At 39.6% G+C, this 21,709-nt stretch carries 11 protein-coding genes; all 11 read left to right on the top strand.

Annotation, left to right across the window (positions count from 1 at the left end; genetic code table 11):
- The first annotated feature begins 290 nt into the window (after positions 1–290).
- Complete coding sequence (locus tag BM130_RS04835) at positions 291–977, top strand: hypothetical protein (RefSeq protein WP_010528487.1); 687 nt, start codon at positions 291–293, stop codon at positions 975–977.
- Positions 978–994: 17 nt separating this feature from the next.
- Positions 995–5,008 carry a hybrid sensor histidine kinase/response regulator transcription factor gene (locus BM130_RS04830; protein ID WP_010528486.1) on the top strand — a complete coding sequence of 1,338 codons (4,014 nt, stop codon included), beginning with the start codon at positions 995–997 and terminating at the stop codon, positions 5,006–5,008.
- A 298-nt stretch (positions 5,009–5,306) separates the two neighbouring features.
- The gene (locus tag BM130_RS04825) at positions 5,307–7,061 is read left to right on the top strand and encodes a glycoside hydrolase family 43 protein (protein WP_010528485.1); all 1,755 of its coding nucleotides are present in this window, start codon (positions 5,307–5,309) and stop codon (positions 7,059–7,061) included.
- 218 nt (positions 7,062–7,279) lie between these two features.
- Positions 7,280–10,444 (top strand): SusC/RagA family TonB-linked outer membrane protein, encoded by a 3,165-nt coding sequence (locus BM130_RS04820; RefSeq protein ID WP_010528484.1) that lies wholly within the window; start codon positions 7,280–7,282, stop codon positions 10,442–10,444.
- 12 nt (positions 10,445–10,456) lie between these two features.
- Positions 10,457–12,400, top strand: a complete 1,944-nt coding sequence (locus BM130_RS04815; protein ID WP_010528483.1) for a RagB/SusD family nutrient uptake outer membrane protein — start codon at positions 10,457–10,459, stop codon at positions 12,398–12,400.
- A gap of 156 nt (positions 12,401–12,556) precedes the next feature.
- Complete coding sequence (locus BM130_RS04810) at positions 12,557–15,424, top strand: SusC/RagA family TonB-linked outer membrane protein (protein ID WP_010528482.1); 2,868 nt, start codon at positions 12,557–12,559, stop codon at positions 15,422–15,424.
- A 67-nt stretch (positions 15,425–15,491) separates the two neighbouring features.
- Positions 15,492–17,276: a RagB/SusD family nutrient uptake outer membrane protein gene (locus BM130_RS04805; RefSeq protein WP_010528481.1), complete on the top strand. Its 1,785-nt coding sequence runs from the start codon at positions 15,492–15,494 to the stop codon at positions 17,274–17,276.
- Between the two features lie 33 nt (positions 17,277–17,309).
- Complete coding sequence (locus BM130_RS04800; protein WP_029626704.1) at positions 17,310–18,347, top strand: DUF5627 domain-containing protein; 1,038 nt, start codon at positions 17,310–17,312, stop codon at positions 18,345–18,347.
- 117 nt (positions 18,348–18,464) lie between these two features.
- Positions 18,465–20,456, top strand: coding sequence for an endo-1,4-beta-xylanase (locus tag BM130_RS04795; protein ID WP_081474953.1), 1,992 nt, complete (start codon positions 18,465–18,467; stop codon positions 20,454–20,456).
- Positions 20,420–20,632 (top strand): carbohydrate-binding CenC domain protein, encoded by a 213-nt coding sequence (locus BM130_RS15170; protein ID WP_010528478.1) that lies wholly within the window; start codon positions 20,420–20,422, stop codon positions 20,630–20,632. Before BM130_RS04795 ends, BM130_RS15170 begins: the two co-directional genes overlap by 37 nt.
- Positions 20,633–20,791: 159 nt before the next feature.
- Positions 20,792–21,655, top strand: a complete 864-nt coding sequence (locus BM130_RS04790) for a VIT1/CCC1 transporter family protein (protein WP_010528477.1) — start codon at positions 20,792–20,794, stop codon at positions 21,653–21,655.
- Positions 21,656–21,709: the final 54 nt, after the last annotated feature.

Here is a 21,709-nt window from a genome sequence, read left to right as displayed (position 1 = left end):
GAGATACTCTTATTCTAAAATCAGATAAAAAACGGAGGAATGGTAAAATTTTTTGAGTCCTAAAATTTTGAAATTCCCAAATTTTTGAATAGAATCACTACAAAATAGAAAAATTTTTAAAATGGCGTAACTTTTTTAGGGCAGTGAAACCAAATTGAATAGATGTTTTAAGAAATTAAAAATATCTATATTTAAAAATTCAATACCTATTATTGGAATGATTTCTTCTGTTAGTTAGGTAAGTTTGATATATTAAAACATGACTTAACCTTTTTTTTATATTTCAAATTATGAGATTGAATTTATATTTATTGTTTTTCTATTCTTTTGGCCAATTAGGGTTTTCTCAAGCCTATCAGATTAATGATTTAACTTCTTTATACGATCAGTTTATGTTTGAGAAAACCAATATGAATGATATTGACTCCAGGTATATGCAAATTGAAGGAACACCTTATCTCTACGATGAATTTATTAAAGGCGAAGTAATATTGAATGACACAGTCCAATTAAAGGATATTCCTTTGAGATACGATATTTACAGGGATCGGATACAATTCATTAGTAAAAAGAATCTTATTTTGGAAGTTAATCCTTCTACTGTTTTATCGGCTAAAATAGATGAACATAAATTTATTATCAGCAATTATTTGGATGACAGTGAAGAAAAAAGAGGTGTGTTGGAATTATTGGTTGATGGGAAGGTTCGCCTATATAGAAAATATCAGGTGGCATTTATGAAAGCTACCAAGGTAATTGGTTACAAGGATCCTGCACCTGACCGTTTTGAAAGAAAGGATGATATTTTTTTAATAGCAATTGGTCCGGGTTATCCTGAAGTTATAATCGGTAAAAAAGAATTTTTTGAAAAATTAAAAACTATTAAGCCGGATATAGAGCAGTATGCAAAGAGGCATAAACTTAAAGCCAGATATGGCAAAGGAATGGTTAAGCTTGTAGAGGTTTGTAATGAATAAAGTGTTTTTAAATATTTGTGAAACAATTAAATAAAGGGTTGAGTCTTGGATTTTATCGCAGTGTGTGGGGGTCTATGGAGGAAAAGTTTAGTTTAGAAAATTCTTTTTGGAGAATGAGGTCTAAAAATAAAACAATTCGATTATTTTTATCAGCCATCCTTTTTTTATGTTTTTTATTCTCCAATTCTAATATAATTTCCGGGAATAGAATTTTCTACAATGTAAATAATATTTACGGAACGACGCTTCACCAAGCCAATTCAATAGCTAAAGATCAAAAAGGTTTTATTTGGATTTCATCGAAAACCGGAATCATAAGGCTCACCAAAGATGATTTCAGAAAATATCAGTTGCCCTATGTCTCTGCCAACGTTCGGACCGTAAAGCTGATTTATGAAAATTTAAATTTGTTTGCCTATACCAATAATGGGCAGTTTTTTCAATATGATCAAGTATACGATCAGTTTGATTTAGTGTTTGATATTCGACAAATATTGAATAATTATCATATTGAAGTTCTCAATGTTTTAATCAGTGAAAGTGGAGCCTTTTATATAGCCTCTTCTTACGGTGTCTATCAGTTTAAAGAGGGCACCTTAAAGTTGATCAGTGAAAAGGGGAAAGGGGACAAAATTTATATTGAGTGGTTCGATCGATCGGAGGAGGTTATTTTTATAGGGCAAGATGAAGGTATCTGGAAAATGGATATCAAAAACAACAGTTCAGACCCGTTGTATCTCAACGAAAAAATTGAAGGTTTTCATATTTCAGTTCTCTATTATGATAAAGAATGGCGAAAATTATGGGTTGGTACCAGTTCAGGTATGTTGTTTATCTATAGTCTGGAACAAGGTATATTGAAAAAAGCGGAAATTGAGAGTTTTCCTGATCAGCCACTCCTGGCTATAGAGGCAATTTCAGACAGCACAGTATTGGTCGGTTATGATGGACAGGGTCTGTGGGAAATGAATCGCAAAGGTAACAAGGTTTTAAATATTTACCGGGAAGATGTGGATGATCCTTCGTCACTTCCCGGAAATGGGATATATGATATTTTTAATGAAGGAAACAAGCGCGTTTGGGTTTGTACTTACAGCGGTGGGGCATCTTTTTTTGAGCAATCCAGGCCTATGGTGAGGCTGGTTGAACATCAAATTAATAAGGATAACTCATTGGTTAATAATACTATTAACGATATTTTTGAAGATAGCAAGGGAAATATTTGGTTTGCAACCAACAATGGTATTAGTCGATGGGATATAGAAACGGACCAATGGACTAGCTTTTTTGCAGGTACAACAGGTGGTGCCAGAGTGTTTCATTCTGTTATTGAAGACAATAATGGAAATATTTGGGCAGGGACCTGGTCGGAAGGTGTTTTTGTTTTTAATCCTGAGACAGGGAAGGAAATTAGACCACTTAGCAGAAACAAGGAGTTTGGGAATTTTATTTTTGATATCAAAAAAGATTTGAATGGTGATATATGGATAGTAGGAGTGGTTGAAAAGATTTTGCGATACGATGTTAATACCGGAACTTTTCATGAGTATGGAAATGAACCCGTTTATGTTATCAAAGAGTATAATTCGAATGAGATGTTGCTGGGTTGTTCCTATGGTCTATTATTGCTGGACAAGAAAAGTGGTAAGATGGACCGATTGCTGGACGGGTATATTATTCATGATTTATTGGTGCTGAATGATGAAATATGGTGTGCCACCAGTGGGGATGGATTAATTCGATACAGTAAGAGTCAGGAAACATATAAAAAATATTCTACAAATTCCGGATTGCCTTCCAATTTTGTCAATAGTATCTCTTACTCTAAAGGCTTTTTATGGCTGGGAACTGAAAATGGCATCTGTCGATTTAGTCCTGTTTATGAGGAAGTTACAACCTATCCTTCTATTATACCTTTGGCTAAAGCCTCGGTAAACCAGGATGCCAGTTGTTTGTTATGGGATGGTAACCTGATTTGGGGGACCAATACAGGTGCTATCTTGTTTGATCCCAATAATCTGGATATTCATGAAAACCATGGGAAGATATTTCTTCAGGATGTGGTGGTTTCAGGAAAGTCTATCAGAGATAGTACAATTTTTGATCTGAGGATGCCTTTGGACAATTTAAGAGATTTAACATTGGCCTATCATCAAAACACTCTGACCTTTGAAGTGCTCCCCATTGGAGTTTCGACAGCTGAATCAAAATTTGCATGGAAACTTAGCGGGAAAGGTATTAAGGAAGTATGGAGCGCTCCCACCTCTCATCGATTGCTGACATTTGCAAATCTGCCGGGAGGAAATTATGATCTGAAAATCAGATTGTATAATAATTCTTTGTCGAGAGTTATTGATCAAAGAACCATTAGCATCAGAATTAAACCCCCTTTCTGGAATACCTGGTGGTTTTATTTTTTAGCTATTTCTTTTATTGTTGGTATATTATACTTCTTTTTCAGGTATCATATTAATTTAATTCAACAATTACATTCTGAAGAAAAAATCAGGTTTTTTACCAATACCGCACACGAATTACGAACTTCTCTTACTTTAATTCGAGGACCGGTGGAAGAGATTCACAAAGAAACAGCCCTTTCAGATAAAGGCAAATACTATTTAAATCTGGCCATTGAACAAATTAACAATTTGTTGAAAGTAGCTACCCAACTATTGGACTTTCAGAAACTAGATGCCGGGAAAGAAGACTTTAAGCCTCAGGTGATAAATATTTGTCAGTTGGTTGAACAACGCATATTGATGTTTGAGGCGTTGGCAAAAAAGAAGAATATTCAGATTCAATTTTATTCAGAAATAGATGACTGTGAATCCGCTGTTGATGTGGGAATGATGGAAAAAGTGATCGATAATTTGTTGTCTAATGCAATTAAATATTCGTTCAATGGCGGGAAAGTGTTCGTTTATTTGGATTGTAATAAAAAGTACTGGATGCTGAAAGTTAAAGACCAGGGAATCGGAATCAGTCAAAAAGGACAAAAGCAATTATTTAAAGAGTTTTATCGAAGCGACAATGCTATCAATTCTGAAATTGTTGGTTCCGGTATCGGTTTGTTAATGGTCAAAAACTATGTGGAAAAACATGGAGGTTCCGTCTCGTGCGAAAGCCAGGAAAATGTTGGTTCGCTTTTTAAAATAGAAATACCATTGCAAAAAAATATCTCATTTGAAAATTCAAAGATTAAAAGCAGTGAAAATAGTTATTTGGAGGATTTGCCTACGGAAAAAAGTTTTTTTGATAATTGGGTGAAGAATCATGAGAAGGAAGATCGTTTAAGCGTGCTAATTGTAGAAGATAACGATAGGTTGAGACAATTCATGAAGGTGGCCCTGGAAGATGAATTTCAGGTTACTACCGCTTCAAATGGGACAGAGGCATGGGACATTATCAGGAGATGTTTACCCGATATGGTGGTGTCGGATATTATGATGCCTCAAATCGATGGGTTTGAATTGTGCCGATTAGTTAAATCCACTTATGAAACCTCTCACATTCCACTGATTCTCTTAACGGCCTTAACCGGTAAGGCAGAACAATTAAAGGGGCTGGGACTGGGAGCAGATGCTTATTTAACCAAACCTTTTGATATTAACTTATTGATAGGCCGAATAAAATCCATTGTAATCAACCGAAAGGTCATTAGGGAAAAAGCTTTGAAGCTGAACGAAGCGGGTAACAACACCCGGTTGATGGAAAATAAATTGAATGATGAGTTTGTGAAAAAGGCCCTGGAAGTGGTCAAATCCTATATCTCCAATCCGAAATTTGGGAAAGAGGAATTTGCTTTTGAGATGAATGTCAGCTCCTCATTGTTATATAAAAAAATGAAAGCCCTTACCGGTCAGTCGCCCTCCGATTTTGTTAAATCGGTGCGACTTAACTACGCCCTTGAATTGCTAAAAACCGGTGAATTTACTGTTACTGAAGTAAGTGAGAAGGCAGGATTTTCAAGTGTGGGCTACTTTAGTACGGTTTTTAAAAAATTTTATGGAAAATCTCCTACAGAAATTTAGAAAGAAGAAGGGTTTCTAACGCAATATTATACTGTAGTGCTCTGCTGTTTGTATCTCTAAAATTAGAAATTACTATCTGAAATTGAAACTTTTTCATTGAAATAGCTTCTTAAGAAGGAGGTGTGTATTTGCATTGATTAACAGTTGGTTTGTAAAAATATCTAAATTTAAAAATAGAATATCTAAATTTAAAAACGTATCAGGCTTGGCTATTTTAGTTTTGTTGTGAAATGTATTGGGATGTTAACATTTAAAAATTGGTTTTCCCACATTTTTTAGACAACAAACAAAATGTCTTATGATACAAAAACTATTTAAAAGAAGTTTTAATTTTAGTATTAGTGGTGTAACAGCCTTGTTGATTGTTATTTCCTTCTCATGTAATTCATCCGAAAAAAAGCGCCCATCAGAAAAGATTACTGAATTTAAACAGCCGGGCGCAATTTTCGATTACTTTTATTATAAAGGTGAAGATAGTTTTTATGAAAATTATCCCCTTCCGGGTGATGATTATTTTTATAATCCCATTCTTCCCGGATGGTATTCTGATCCAAGCATATGTACCAATGGGGAAGATTATTTTTTAGTTACTTCTACTTTTTCCTATTTTCCAGGTGTTCCTATTTTTCATAGTAAAGACTTGGTCAACTGGCAACAAATTGGCCACGTATTAGATCGTCCTTCTCAACTGGACCTTGCCGACCAGCGTGTAAGTGAAGGAATTTTTGCCCCTGCAATTAGTTACAATCCACATAATAAGACATATTACTTGATTACCACAAATATCAGGAAAGGTAATTTTTTTGTTAAAACCAAAGACCCTTTTGGGCACTGGTCTGATCCTATATGGTTACCTGATGTTCATGGTATTGACCCCTCATTCTTTTTTGATGATGATGGGAAGGCCTATATCGTCAATAATGATGCCCCTGATGGAGAACCATTGTATGACGGGCATAGGGTAATCAGAATTCATGAATTCGATGTTGAAAAAGAAATGACGACCGGAAAAAGCAAAATTCTGGTCAATGGGGGGGTTAATATCGAAGACAAACCGGTTTGGATCGAGGGTCCGCATCTTTATAAAATCAACGGTGAGTATTTCCTCATGTGTGCTGAGGGAGGAACTTCTGTTAATCATAGTGAGGTCATTTTTAAAAGTCAATCTCCTATGGGAGATTACATACCCTGGGATAAAAATCCCATTTTAACACAACGTCACCTCGATCCCGAACGAGAACTTCCCATTACCTGTGCCGGTCATGCCGATTTAATTGAGGATAAGGATGGTCGTTGGTGGGCTGTTTTCTTGGCTTGCCGCCCAATTGATGGTCAATTTGAAAATTTGGGCAGAGAAACATTTTTAATGCCGGTAAAATGGAGTGATGACGGTTTTCCATATATGACTAAAGGTAATGAATTAATACCAAGGGTGTTAAAAAAAGAGGGTGTTACAAGGGCAGATAATGTTACATTCGGAAATTTTGAAATATATGACGATTTCGATACCACTAAACTTGATTATCAATGGATGACCTTGAGAGGCCCCGCCGATAATCTAATATCCCTGAAGGAAAATCCTGGTTTTTTGACTTTACGGTTTTCTAAAATTAGCGCTTCACAAAAAAATACTCCCGCGTTTGTGTGTCGAAGAATTCAGCATCACAAATTTAGATGTTCTACTAAACTTTATTTTAATTCCAAAGATAGTAATGATGCTTCGGGGCTGTTATTATTTAAAGATGAATCTCATCAGTATTTTCTCTCGGTAAGAAAAAAGGGGAAAAAATTAAGAATTGCCCTTGAAAAAATAACATCAGATGTACCCGAAACATTGGCAGCTTCATTACTGGATGTTAAAAACAAACCCATTGTTCTGGAAGTTGTTTCTCACGGAAAACTTTGGGATTTCTATTATACTATTGAGGGGATGGAACGGGAGCTGCTCATTTCCGGAGTTGATGCCTATTATTTATCCACAGCAAATTCATTTGGCTTTACAGGTACTACCATTGGTATGTATGCGGTAAAAAATATTGGACAACCTATGTAATTACTTTGCTTGAGATATAAGAAATGATGATCGTATAAATAAGATGGGAATGCATAGTTGTAGTCCAGGGATTTGTGGCTATTGATGATATTTTTTTGTCTGATAAATCTATGGAAGTTTCTGGAATATTCGGAATCTTAAGAGGCCTAATCCGATCCTATATAATGATGGTAATCAATAAATAAATTATATAATAATGACAATAAACCAAAACTGCAATGAAAAAAAATGAAAGAAATGTGTATCAGACAATTCTTCCTTTGCTAAACAGATTAGAGTTTTGTCTGAAAAGCAGTTTGTTGCTGATAATGATTTGTTTAAGTTCAGTACTTTACGCTCAGAATATGAAAACCATATCGGGAGTTGTACTGGACGAGAATCGTCAACCTATTCCCGGTGCTACAGTGGTGGTAAAGGGAAACTCCTCTTATGGAAATATTACGGATATGAATGGACGGTTTGCCATTAATATCCCTGAAAATGAAAATGTCATTGTGGTTTCTTTTATAGGGATGACCACCCGGGAAGTTGATGTGAGCAACCAAAACAATGTTACGGTAATCCTAGAGGCTGAAACTTTTGAGTTGGAAGATGTGGTGGTGGTAGGGTATGGGCAACAGAAAAAAGCCAGTGTCGTTGGTGCTATTACCCAAACCACAGGTGAAGTATTGCAAAGGGCGGCCGGTATTTCCAATATCGGAGCTGCACTCACAGGAAATCTTCCGGGAGTTATTACTCTTTCCAGCTCAGGTATGCCTGGTGAGGAAGACCCACAAATTCTTATTCGTTCTGCCTCTTCGTGGAACAGTAGCGAACCGTTGGTTTTGGTCGATGGAATTGAGCGGCCGTTGAGTAGCGTGGATATTAATTCGGTAGAGACTATTTCTGTTTTAAAGGATGCATCGGCGACTGCTGTTTACGGAGTTAAAGGGGCTAACGGTGTAATTCTTGTTACCACTAAACGAGGAAAAACAGGAACCGCAAAAATTGAAGTGTCGGGTGATGCTACATTAAAGGTTCCTTCTAAATTGCCCAATAAGTATGATTCATACGATGCTCTTATGGCCCGCAACGTGGCCATTGAACATGAGCTGAGTCTCTCGCCCGATTCATGGGATTATATTACACCTCAAGCCATAATCGAAAAATATCGTTATCCAGCCAATCTCGAAGAGGCTGAGCGTTATCCCAATGTAGATTGGCAGGACGAAATTTTTAAAGATTATGCAATGGCTTATAATGCCAATATTAATGTTAGTGGAGGTACAAAATTGGTTAAATACTATGCCTCTGCTGACTTTGTACATGAAGGAGATCTCTTTAGGGTCTGGGACAATGGACGAAATTATGAGTCGGGATACGGGTATAACCGTCTAAACGTGAGAAGTAACCTGGATTTTCAGTTGACTAATTCTACCTTATTTAAAGTTAATCTTGCCGGATCCAATGGGGCCAAAAAGTCACCGTGGGGGCAGACCAATTCTTCCGATTGGGCAGTGGCTCAACAATGGGCCGGAGCTTATAATATTGCTCCCGACGTTTTCCTTCCTAAGTATTCAGATGGAACATGGGGGTATTATCCAAATATTTCCAATGTTACCAATTCGGCAGCCAATTTAGCCCTGGCAGGACTTATGACTACTACTACCACCCGGATTAATACCGATTTTATTCTAGAACAAAAACTTGATTTCATTACGAAAGGATTAAATGTCAGAGGGTCTGTTGCCTGGGACAATGTTTTCGTTGAATATAATCGCGGAATCAATGATTTATATAATGATGCACAGTACAAATGGATTGACCCGGATACAGGTATCGCTTACTATAAGCAGGATTTCGAAAATAACAACAAATTTGATTTTATGCAGGGTGTCCTTTGGTCCACTGTCGGGGGTGAGGTGCGAAATGAGTTAACACAACGAAATTTAAACTACCAATTGCAGCTAAACTGGGGACGTAGTTTCGCAAATCACAATTTCACTGCAATGGGGGTCTTTAGCCGAGATGAGCGAGCAACAGGTAGTGAAATCCCACATTATAGAGAAGACTGGGCCTTCCGTGCCACTTATGATTTTGCAACCAAATATTTTCTGGAATATAACGGTGCCTACAATGGCTCTGAAAAATTTAGCGAAGATAATCGATTTGCTTTCTTTAATTCAGGGGCCATAGGTTGGATGATTTCCGAAGAAACATTTATGCAGTCGCTCTCTTTTCTCGATATGCTGAAATTAAGAGCTTCATACGGTGAAATTGGTGATGATAATGTTTCCAAAAGGTGGCTTTATATGACTCAATGGGCATACGGTGGAAATACCATCATTGACTTAAATCAGGGTGAAAGTCCATATACCTGGTATCGGGAAGCTCAGGTGGGAAATCCCGATGTAAAATGGGAAACCGCAATTAAGTTCAATGTTGGGGCAGACTACGCTTTTCTGGATGGATTGTTTGCCGGTAGTGTGGAATATTTCCGTGATAAACGGGTTGATATTCTTATTGATGGAGCCGATCGGTCGGTGCCTTCTTATTTTGGTGCTACTCCCGTTACTGCAAATCTCGGGAAAGTAAGGGTTAAAGGATATGAAGCAGAGCTGCGTATAAATAAAGTTTTCCCTGCCGGTTTTCGACTTTGGGCCAATTTAAGTATGACCCATGCCGAAAATAAAATTCTGGAAAAAGAAGACCCAGAGTTATTGCCCGATTATCAGAAAGAAGCAGGATACAGCATTGGGCAGCACAGGGCTTATGTGGATGCCGGTTTTATGAATAGTTATGACGAACTTTTCGGAAGCCCAGCTCATGATACCAATGACAATCAAAAACTTCCGGGCGACTATTACATTATCGACTTTAATGCCGACGGGGTTGTCGACAGCAAGGACCAAATACCCTACGGCTATTCCGATTCGCCACAAAACACCTATAATGCTACTGTAGGATTCGAGTGGAGAGGTTTTAGTGGTTTTGTCCAGCTTTATGGGGTGAATAATGTGACTCGATACGTTCCTCTTAACAGTTTTGGAAGCAATCTGAATACTGTGTATGATTTGGGTACCTGGTGGTCTAAGGAGAACACCGATGCGGATGTGGTCGTTCCTCGATGGCTCTCTACACCCAGCTATCACTCCGGCACCCAGTATTTGTTCGATGGTTCCTATATTCGATTAAAGAATGCTGAATTGTCTTATACATTCAATAATCTGGGATGGATAAAAAATATCGGATTAAGTTCTCTCAGGATTTTTATTAACGGTAATAATCTTTGGGTTTGGTCCGACATGCCCGATGACCGCGAATCAAATTTTGCAGGTGGTGGTGGGCAGGGAGCTTATCCTACCATGAAACGTTACAACTTGGGTATCAAAATCACTTTATAAATTATGAATACGATGAAACTATATAATAAATTTTTATGGGGAAGTATATTAACCCTTCTGATTTTAGGGTTGAGTTCTTGTGAAGATTATCTGGATAAAGAAGCCGAATCTATCATTTCGGAAGATGAGGCGTTTAAAAATTTTACTAATTTTCAAGGCTTTATCGAAGAAATTTACAATTGCATCCCTGACAAACAGAAATCCTATTGGACAACTTCCTGGAACTGGGGTGATGACGAAATTATGAACCCTGAAGGTGACTGGCACATGGTCCATCAGATTGATATCGGAAATTTCTGGGCCTGGCAGGCCGGTAGAATGGCTCAAAACGGAAGCTGGCTCGATAAAGATGATGCCGATCCTACTTCTGATGACGCGTTTGATCATGCCATGTGGCCTCATGCCTGGTATTGCATCCGAAAGGCTAACATTGGACTCGCAAATCTTGACAAGTTAACCGAGGCGACCCAGGAAGAAAAAGATATGATAGCCGGACAATTATATTTCTTTAGAGCCTGGTGGCATTTCCAATTAATGCAATATCTGGGAGGGCTTCCTTATGTGGATGAGGTGTTGCCATCCGGCGAAAAACTGACACTTCCTCGATTAAGCTATCAGGAATGTGCCGATAAAGCCGGAGCCGATTTCGAAAAAGCCGCCCAACTGTTGCCTATCGACTGGGATAATACCAAAGTAGGAAGAAACACTTTGGGAAAAAATCAATTGCGAATCAATAAGATTATGGCTTTAGGTTATTTAGGTAAGAATTATCTGTGGGCCGGAAGTCCTCTCATGAAAAATGGGCCTCAAACCGGTGGTGGAAATACCTATAACTATGATGAAACCTACTGCGATAAAGCTGCTGAGGCTTTTGGTGAGTTACTCAGTCTGGTGGAAAGTGGTCAAACTCAGTATGCTTTGGTCGAATTCAACTACAAAGATATTTATAACCATGTACCAGCCGATGATGCCACCACTTCATACAGTGATATTTTTTATACTACCGGACAAAACTGGCTGATGCCTGGTTCTACAGAAGCCATTTTTCGTGGTCCTTCATACGATGGTAACAGCAGTAACTGGAATACCACCAAAACTTTTGGGCCCAAAGTGCAGGGGCTTGTTGAACATGACAACATCATTCATCAACCAACAGCCAATTATGTCAATTTGTATGGTATGGCAAATGGCCTGCCTTTGGATGACCCCGATTCAGGATTCGATCCTACTTATCCTTTCAAAGATCGTGATCCCAGATTTTACCACGACATTGTCTTCGATGGTTTCAAATATGTTAATGCTTCAATGCCTTCTGATATGGAATATTTGAGGTATTGTAGTCTTTATACGGGAGGTGCCATGAGAAAAGTTGAAAATGCAAGCCGTACCGGCTACTTTACACAAAAACTTGTGCCTCATACCGCGAATAAATATGACGGTGCCTATAACTGGTCGGCAAATCTTCATGTCTATCTTCCTTATATGAGATTGGCAGACATCTATTTGATGTATGCCGAGGCATGTGGAGCAATAGGCGGAGCTAACCATAAATCATCCAATTTTTCCAAGACTGCCGTCGAAGCCATTAACACGCTGCGCGATCGTGTTGGTGCAGGTCATGTTCATTCCAAATACACTGGTAGTCGTGAGCTGTTCCTGGATGAAGTGCGGCGTGAACGTGCTGTTGAACTGGCTTTTGAAGGTTTTAGGTTCAATGACTTACGGCGTTGGCTTTTGCTGACTGAATATCCCTACAACATCAAAACATCCCAGGAATTTGATCGGGTTGAGGATGAAGATTTTTACATGGAAAATGACCCCAAAGATGCCAGAGTTTCCAATTTTAGGGAAGAAGTTATTTTAACTCGGCAGTTTGGAACAAAACACTACTGGTTCCCCCTCAAGATTAACGATACTTCCATGTATCCAGAATTTGGTCAGAATCCGGGTTGGTAATTTCCTTGGTTATTTTAACAGTGTTTTAATTCAAATAGTATATATATAACAATGAAACGCGCATAACCAAGAAAACCTGTCACAACAAAAAAATATGTATGTGTTTTTGGTCATGCGAGTTACATCAGCCCAATAACTAAATTAAAATTTTTACTGATGAAACAAATAATTATAAGAATCATTTTGTTGGCGATGTTGGTTGACCTTACCCCGGGAGTTAAGGCACAATCAACGACCGAAAATGAAACTGATTCAACTTATATGGTAAATGATACATCACGGGTTCAAATTGCCTTTCGCAAGGTTACAAAATCGGACCTTTGGGGTAGTGTGGCCGTGGTCGACGTGCAAAATCTGATTAAGAAAAACTATCATACTTATAGCTTGGATAATATGCAGGGATATATCGGTGGTTGGACGGGTAACTCTTTATGGGGGATGGATGATTATTTGGTTCTGGTTGACGGTGTGCCGCGAGATGCCAATAATGTTATTCCCGCAGAAATAGATCATATCACTTTTTTGAAAGGGGCTTCGGCTGTTGTGCTTTATGGTAGTAGGGCTGCCAAAGGAGTTATTTTTATTACTACCAAAAGAGGGCAAGCTCACCCCCTAAAAATTAATGTCCGTGCAAATTCTGGTTTTCATGTTTCAAAAAGTTATCCCAAATATCTTGGCTCGGCCGAGTATATGACGCTTTATAATGAAGCGTTGGAAAATGATGGATTGCAACCTGCTTATAGCGATGAGGAGATTTATCGTTTTGCTTCCGGACAAAATCCATACAGGTATCCCAATGTTGATTTTTATTCTTCAGATTATCTGAAAAAAGCCTATAATCGGTCTGATGTTGTTACCGAAATCTCGGGTGGAAATGAACGAGCACGATATTATACCAATATTGGCTATTATAGGCAAGGAGATCTGTTTAAAATTGGGGAAGCCAAGAATAATTATACCGATCGCTTAAATGTCAGAGGAAATATTGATTTAAAGTTGAATGATTATATCAGTGCCTTTGTAAACGCTAATGCTACTTTCTATAATGCACGAAGTGCTAATGTCACTGATAGTGATCCGGATGATGATACCTCCGATACCTATTGGACCTATGCAGCCACCATGCGACCTAATCGCATTTCGCCTTTAATCCCCATTAGTTTCCTGGATCAAAATGCACTTAACGCATGGACTCTTGTGAATAACAGTAGTAATATTGTTGACGGCAAGTATTTTTTAGCCGGAACACAGGTCGATATGACCAATGTTTTTGCCGATTTCTATGCTGGGGGGTACAGTAAATGGACCAGTCGGCAGTTCCAGTTCGATACGGGGATTGACTTTAATTTGGATAATTTTTTGAAAGGTCTTTCATTTCATACCCAGTTTGCTGTTGATTACGCCACTTCTTACACCACTTCTTACAATAATTCCTATGCAGTTTATGAACCTTCATGGTATTCCTACAATGGGGTCGATGTGATTGCTGACTTAACCAAATACAATAATGATGAGCGTTCGGGCGAGCAAAATATAAGTGGCAGCACAAATCGACAAACACTTGCCTTTTCCGGGTGGTTCGAATACAATACCTCCCTGAATAATGCCCACAATCTGTCTGCTATGTTGATAGCAAACGGTTTTCAGCAGACTGAATCGGAAGTTTATCACAGAACCAGTAATGCCAATCTGGGACTCCAATTGGGATACAACTTCAAAAACAAGTATTATTCAGATTTCGGTGCCGCAATTGTTCATTCGGCCAAATTAGCCCCCGGCCATCGAAATGCTTTTTCACCTTCCATAACGCTGGGTTGGAGATTAAGTAATGAGAGTTTCATGGCTAGTTCATCCGTGATAGACGATATGGTTCTTAGCGTTTCAGCAAGTATCCTGAATACCGATCTGGATATTGACGATTATTATATGTATGAAGCCAATTATACTCAGGCCGATGGTGCATGGTGGGGATGGTATGATGGTGCTTCAGAACAATCTACCAATTCGATTAGAGGAGAAAACAAGGATTTGACCTTCATTAAAAGAAAAGAATTATCTGCCAATTTGCGTGCTTCCATGTGGGATAATCTGTTTTCCATAAATACCTCTTTCTTTATTAATAAAATGGAGGGATTGATTATTGAGCCTTCCACCATTTTCCCAAACTATTTCTTTACCTATTATCCTGATGCATCTTTCATCCCATATGTCAATTTTAATGACGATCAACGCATGGGATTCGATTTCGATGTCAATTTTAATAAGCGTCTGGGTAACGTACACTGGACCCTCGGCCTGGCAGGAACCTATTATACTACCGAGGCCACTCGGCGTGATGAAAACTATGAGTATGATTATCAGAAACGTGAGGGTCGTCCTGTTGATGGTATCTGGGGCCTCGAAAGCGATGGTTTTTTCCAAAGCCAAGAAGAGATAGATAACTCTCCAGAACAGGTCTTCGGTGGTGTTGTGAAACCGGGTGATATCAAGTATGTGGATCAAAACAACGACAACATTATTAATGAGCAAGATGTGGTTTACTTGGGGAAAGGAGGATGGTATGGCGCTCCTTTTACATTAGGTGTGAATCTTACCGCTAGATGGAAAAATCTTACCTTTTTTGCTATGGGAACAGGTGGCTTCGGCGCCTACGCCATGAAAAACAATTCCTATTTCTGGGTATATGGCAACCGGAAATATTCTGAAGTGGTCCGTAACCGATGGACTGAAGAAACCAAAGAAACAGCCACCTATCCCCGGCTGACAACCACAAGCGGAACCAATAACTTCCGGAATTCCGACTTTTGGCTATATAAAACCGACCGATTTAATTTGGCTAAGGTGCAAATAACCTATGATTTGCCGAAAAACATTCTGCAAAACTCATTCTTTAAAGAAGTTTCGGCATACATCAGTGGTTCCAATTTGCTGACAATAGCTAAAGAAAAAGAAATTTTGGAGATGAATATTACCGATGCACCACAAACCCGTTTTTACAATATTGGTTTGAAGGCTGCATTCTGATGCAAACGGAAATCTGTGTTTTTTCATGTGAATTCCTTAGGATAATAACTTTGAAACTTTTACACTGATGAGAAATACTATTAAACTATTAGTGCTATTGTTCCTGGTAACAGGCTGTGAAGATTTTTTCTCTCCTGCCAACGAAAATATTAGGAATATTGATGCCATGTATCAGGAACCAACATATGCTCAGGGAATTTTAGCCAATGCTTATATCCTGTTGCCTTATTCCGCTTTTCCTAATAGCGATGTGGCTACCGATGATGCCGTATCCAATGATAACGAAAACAACTATTTGCAGATGGCTACCGGCTCCTGGGCAGCTAATGATAATCCTATGTCGCGATGGCAGGGATCTAGAAATGCCATTCAGTACATTAATCTTTTTCTGCAAAATGCCGATGAGGTGATGTGGAGTAAAGATGAGGTAATTCGTACCATGTACAATGATCGTCTAAAAGGTGAAGCCTATGCCTTACGCGCTGTTCATATGTATTTTCTCCTGCAGGCTCATGGCGGATGGACTGAGGACGGACAATTGTTGGGAGTTCCCATTTTAACAGAACCTGAAACCACAGAATCTGATTTCAATGTGCCGCGAAACACTTTTCAGGAGTGCGTTGACCAAATCATGAGTGATGTGGAGAAGGCTCTGGAATTGTTGCCGCTGGATTATGGAGATATTTCCGATGCTGAAATTCCCGAAAAGTATAAAGAGATGGGAGTTACCAATGCCGGTGATTATAACCGCGTGAATGGCAACCATATGAGAGGACGTATAACCGGTCGAATTGTGGAAGCGGTTCGCGCTCAGGTGGCATTGCTAGCGGCAAGTCCTGCCTATAGTTCCGGCACCAATGTAACGTGGGAAGATGCAGCTAACTATGCCGGCATTGTCCTCGATCGTATTAATGGTGTCAGTGGGTTGGACCCTAACGGGGGTACTTGGTATGCAAATATCGATGAAATTGAATCTCTGGGCTCCGGAGTTACACCCCCTGAAATTATTTGGAGAAGTGATATAAGCCAAAGTAATGACCTCGAAACTGATAATTTCCCGCCCTCGCTCTATGGTAATGGTAGGGTGAACCCCACGCAAAATCTTGTGGATGCATTTCCTATGGTAAATGGGTATCCCATTTCGCATCCTGATGCCAACTATGACCCCAATGATCCTTATGCCAATCGCGACCCTCGGCTCAATAGATATATCGTTATCAATGAAAGCACGCAGGGACCTAACGACGATATTATTATTACCGGAACCTATGGAACAAATAATGATGTTATCAATAAGGAAAATGGTTTGTCTACTCGGACCGGTTACTATTTGAGAAAACTATTGCGTCCTGACTGTAATCCCAACCCCGAGTTCAATACGGAGCAAAAACATTATACAGCACGTATTCGCTATACGGAAATTTTCCTGGCTTATGCCGAGGCTGCCAACGAAGCCTGGGGACCTACAGGTACCGGAACATATCCCTGGTCAGCATATGATGTGATTAAAGCCATACGTAACAGGGCCGGAGTAGGGACAGATAATGATGATCCTTATCTGGAAGAGTGCAAAAATGACAAAGATAAAATGCGTTCATTGATTCGTAATGAGCGTCGTTTGGAACTATGTTTTGAAAACCACCGTTTCTGGGATTTGCGTCGTTGGAAGGTTAGTCTTGACAAATTGAATGAAACGGCTCGTGGTATGCAAATTGACAAGCCCAATGTTGATCCGGTTTATACAACTATAGAGGTGGAACCCAGAGTTTACAAAGATTATATGTATCACGGGCCAATCCCGTATCAAGAAGTGCTCAAATGGACCAACCTAAAACAAAATGCTGGATGGTAATTCGTTGAATAATAAATGATAAAATTTAATGATATGAAATTGTATAAATTTTTAGGGGTGATTTTGACCGGGTTGTTTTCTGTAGTCTTTTTCTCTTGCGAAAATCAGGATGTAGAATTCCCGGACTTTGATTACACCACAGTATATTTTGCCTATCAGTACCCGGTGAGAACCATTGTGCTAGGCGAAGATATTTATGACAATTCCCTGGATAATGAGTATAAGTGCATGATTTATGCAACAATGGGCGGTGTTTATTCTAATGACAAATTAATCAATATTGATATTGCCATTGATAATTCTTTATGCAATAATCTCTTTTTTGAAAACGATTCGGCGGTGGTCCCTATGCCGGATAACTATTATTCTCTGGCATCCAATAAAATTACCCTGGATAAAAGTCTGAATGGAGGAGTGGAGGTGCAGCTTTCCAATGCCTTCTTTGAAGACCCGAAATCATTGGTTAAAACCTATGTAATTCCGTTGGTTATGACCAATGTTTCCAATGCTGATTCAATTCTTTCCGGTGTACCTATGGTGGATAATCCTGTTCGGACTAAATCTGCAGATTGGGATGTGCAACCAAAGGATTTTGTCCTTTATTGTGTTAAGTTCATTAATCCATGGCATGGGAACTATTTGCGCCGAGGAACCGATCTCATTACTGAAGGAGGTGAAACCACTACGGTAGTTAGACACGAGGAGTATGTAGAATATGATGAGGTGGTCTCTCTTTATACCGCTTCTTTAAATTCCGCAATATTCCCGGTCCAAACTACGGTAGAAGAGAATGGTGTACCCGTAACACTTACCTGTGAACTGGTGCTAACGTTCGATGATGATAATAAATGTACCATAACTTCAGGAACCGAAGGTATTTCGGCCAATGGTTCCGGAGAATTTGTTAAGGATGGTGATAAAAACAGTTGGGGAAATCAAGATAGGGATGTCCTTTATCTTGATTACCAGATTGATTTTGGAGTTAAACAGTACGATACAAAAGATACGCTTGTTGTTCGGGACCGTGGAGTAACAATGGAGACCTTCAATCCCGTGTATATAGAAAACTAATTGTTTTAAATCATGATGAAACGAACATAAAAATGAAGGCTCGACACAAAAAAGAGGGTGTATTGCTTTTGTTCTGTGAGTTTCATTTGAACAGTGATTTAATTAAAACTTACACTAATGACGATGAAATGTTTGAATAAATTCTGGACTATTGCTATAGGTTTTTCTTTGCTAACCTCTTGTGCTGACAACAGCATGTTGGATTTTAGTGTAGAAAAACCCGAAAGCATTGCTGCGCTTGAGTATCTGAATCAATATGATGTCCTAAAAGCCTATGTCGACAGAGAGGTCAATCCCGACTTTAAACTGGGTGCCGGGGTTTCGTTAAGTGGATTTTCTCAATCCGGCGTTGAATACACCATGATCTGTTCCAATTTTGATGAAGTTACGGCTGGCTACGGAATGAAACATGGTGCGGTGGTGGAAGACGACGGGACCCTCAATCTGAGCGCCGTCGAGGAATTCCTTGCAAAAGCAGCGCAGGGAGGCCTTTCAGTATATGGTCATACACTAGTTTGGCATGCCAATCAAAATGCAGAATTCCTTAACAGCACCATTGCGCCACTCGTCATACCCGGTGACGGTGAACCAACCTGGGACGAAGTGGAAGCGGCTGATTTCGAAAACGATGAGGCCGATAATTACACCTATAGTGAAAATGCCATCGTATCTTTTACTGCAGAAGGTGAAGGTGCCAATGGAGAAGGAAGAGCTATTAAAGTCGTCAATGAAGAAGTGCGGGAAAATGACTGGAATTGTCAGTTCTTCTTATCATTCTCGCCGCCCATGGAAGTAGGGGAAAAATACAAGCTTACAATGGATGTTAGGGCTGATGACAATGTCTCTTTTTCAACACAGGCCCATGTGGTTCCTTTTCAGTATAAACATTGGGATTTCTTTGGATCAATCTCTGCCGGACCAGATTGGACTACCTTTGTGAAAGAAATTACTGTTTCCGAAGATGTCGCCGGTACAGGGGCCATTGCCTTTAACCTGGGAAATGCTGCAACAGCCTATTATTTTGATAATATTAAACTGGAAAAATATAACGAATCCGGTGGACCTACACTCGAACCTTCTATTATTAGTAATTCCGATTTTGAAAATGGTATCGACGGATGGATAGGATGGGGCAATAATTCGACTCAAGAGTGGTCGGCAGAAGGTGAAGGCTATGATGGACAAGGATATGCCTTTAAATTTACCAATCCTTCGGCAACGGACTTTTGGTCGGCCCAGGTGGCTTATGATTTGCCTAACCTTGTGAATGGATCTACTTATGTACTTAATTTTAAGGTCAGAGCTTCTGCTGAAGGCACCATCCGAGCCGAAGTACAATCAACTGCCGATTATTCCAGTGACTCTTTCGGTACCTTTAATATTTCTAACGACTGGCAGGAATATACCTTGGAAACAACAGTCACGGCCGACGATCGAAATAGATTCATTATCAGCTATGGCGACTTCGTTGGTACGGTCTTTATCGATGATGTCACGCTTCGACGGCTTAATCCAGATGGAGGTGGCGAGCAAATCATTGAAAAGACTCCCGAGGAAAAAAGGGATACCCTCGCCGCCGAAATGGAAAGATGGATAGCAGGCATTATGACTATTTCAAAAGACTATGTGAAAGCGTGGGATGTGGTCAACGAACCCATGGACGATGGAAATCCTTATGAATTGAAATCCGGAATCAATCGAGATTTGCCGGACGACCATTTCTACTGGCAGGATTATCTCGGGAAAGATTACGCTGTGATGGCATTCAATCTTGCACGTCAGTACGGTAACCCCGATGATTTGCTGTTTATTAACGACTACAACCTTGAATACAATATCGATAAATGTAAAGGACTGATTCAATATGTCCAATATATCGAGGAGCAAGGTGCTACCATCGACGGAATCGGTACGCAAATGCACATCAGCATCGATACCGATAAAGATAAAATTGTAGAAATGTTCCAATTGCTGGCTGAAACAGGCAAACTCATTAAAATATCCGAACTCGATATCGGTATTGGTAAAACAACCAGTGAGGCAACAGAAGAAGATTATAATGCCAGGCTGAAATGTACCAATTTGTTGTCGAAAAATATTTTGAAATAATTCCTCCTCAACAGCGATATGGGATTACTGTATGGAGTCCTACCGATAGTCCTGAAGGTTCTTCCTGGCGAGAAAACCAGCCCATTGGCCTCTGGACAATCGATTATGTTCGAAAACCGGCATATGCCGGTTTCGCGGAAGGCCTCGCAGGAAGTTCTGATGCGGATGGAGAATAAAAATGTTTTCGCGGGCTGCCTCAAAAATGGCAGCCCATTTTATTTTTCCACACATTAAAATGGTAGGGCTATGCGTTGGTTTATTGGTACGATTCCTTTTTTGTTTTTAAGGAAATAAAATGCAACTTTGAAAGTCAATTTTCAAAAACAAGAATTATAATGAATGCCCAGGCAAAAAAGTATGCACTGTCTGCTCAGAAAACAGAAATAACCGAATATCATATTTATAAAAAGCTTGCACGGCGTACCCGAAGTGAAAAAAATGCTCAGGTGCTTAATAAAATTGCAGAGCAGGAAAAACAACACGCCGCCTTTTGGGAATCGAAAACAGGGGTCAAAGTGAAACCCGATAAATGGCGTCTCTATCGCACTTACTTTATGGCCCGCTTCTTAGGGTTGGCATTTGCTTTAAAACTGATGGAATCAAGAGAAGGTACCGGCGCCGAAAATTATTCCCGTCAGGCCAAATACTTCCCTGAAGCTGCCGAGTTTGCCAAAGAAGAAGGTGAACATGAACGTGCCATCCTGAAAATGCTCGAAGGTGGAAACCTCACTTTCGTCGGGTCTGTAGTGCTGGGACTTAACGACGCGCTGGTTGAGCTGACCGGAGCCCTGGCAGGGTTTACACTGGCTCTGGGCGAGACTAAAGTTATTTCTTTGGCCGGACTGGTGACCGGAATTTCGGCAGCGCTATCTATGGCTGCATCCGAATATCTTTCAACCAAAGCCGAAGGAGATGCCAGGGCAAAAGAATCTGCTCTATATACAGGCGTTGCATATTTGGGAACAGTTATTCTGTTAATCCTTCCATTCTTCCTGGTAAACAATAAATTCCTGGCCTTAGGCATTGTGTTGGTAACCGCACTTCTCATTATTTATGGGTTTAATTTCTACGTTGCTGTGGTAAAAGAGCTAAACTTTAAAAAAAGGTTCTTCGAAATGGCAGCTATCAGCATGGGGGTAGCTGCGTTCTCATTTTTGGTGGGATTTGCCCTTAAATCCTTACTGGGAGTTGATGTTTAGTAACTTTGGGCCCGTTGAGCTGTTCTGTCTGAAATAACGATTCACATGTAATGA

The sequence above is a fragment of the Thermophagus xiamenensis genome, assembly GCF_900112795.1.
Classification (GTDB): Bacteria; Bacteroidota; Bacteroidia; order Bacteroidales; family Marinilabiliaceae; genus Thermophagus; species Thermophagus xiamenensis.
Note: the sequence above shows the minus strand (reverse complement) of the source record. Positions and strands in the feature narration are given on the sequence as shown.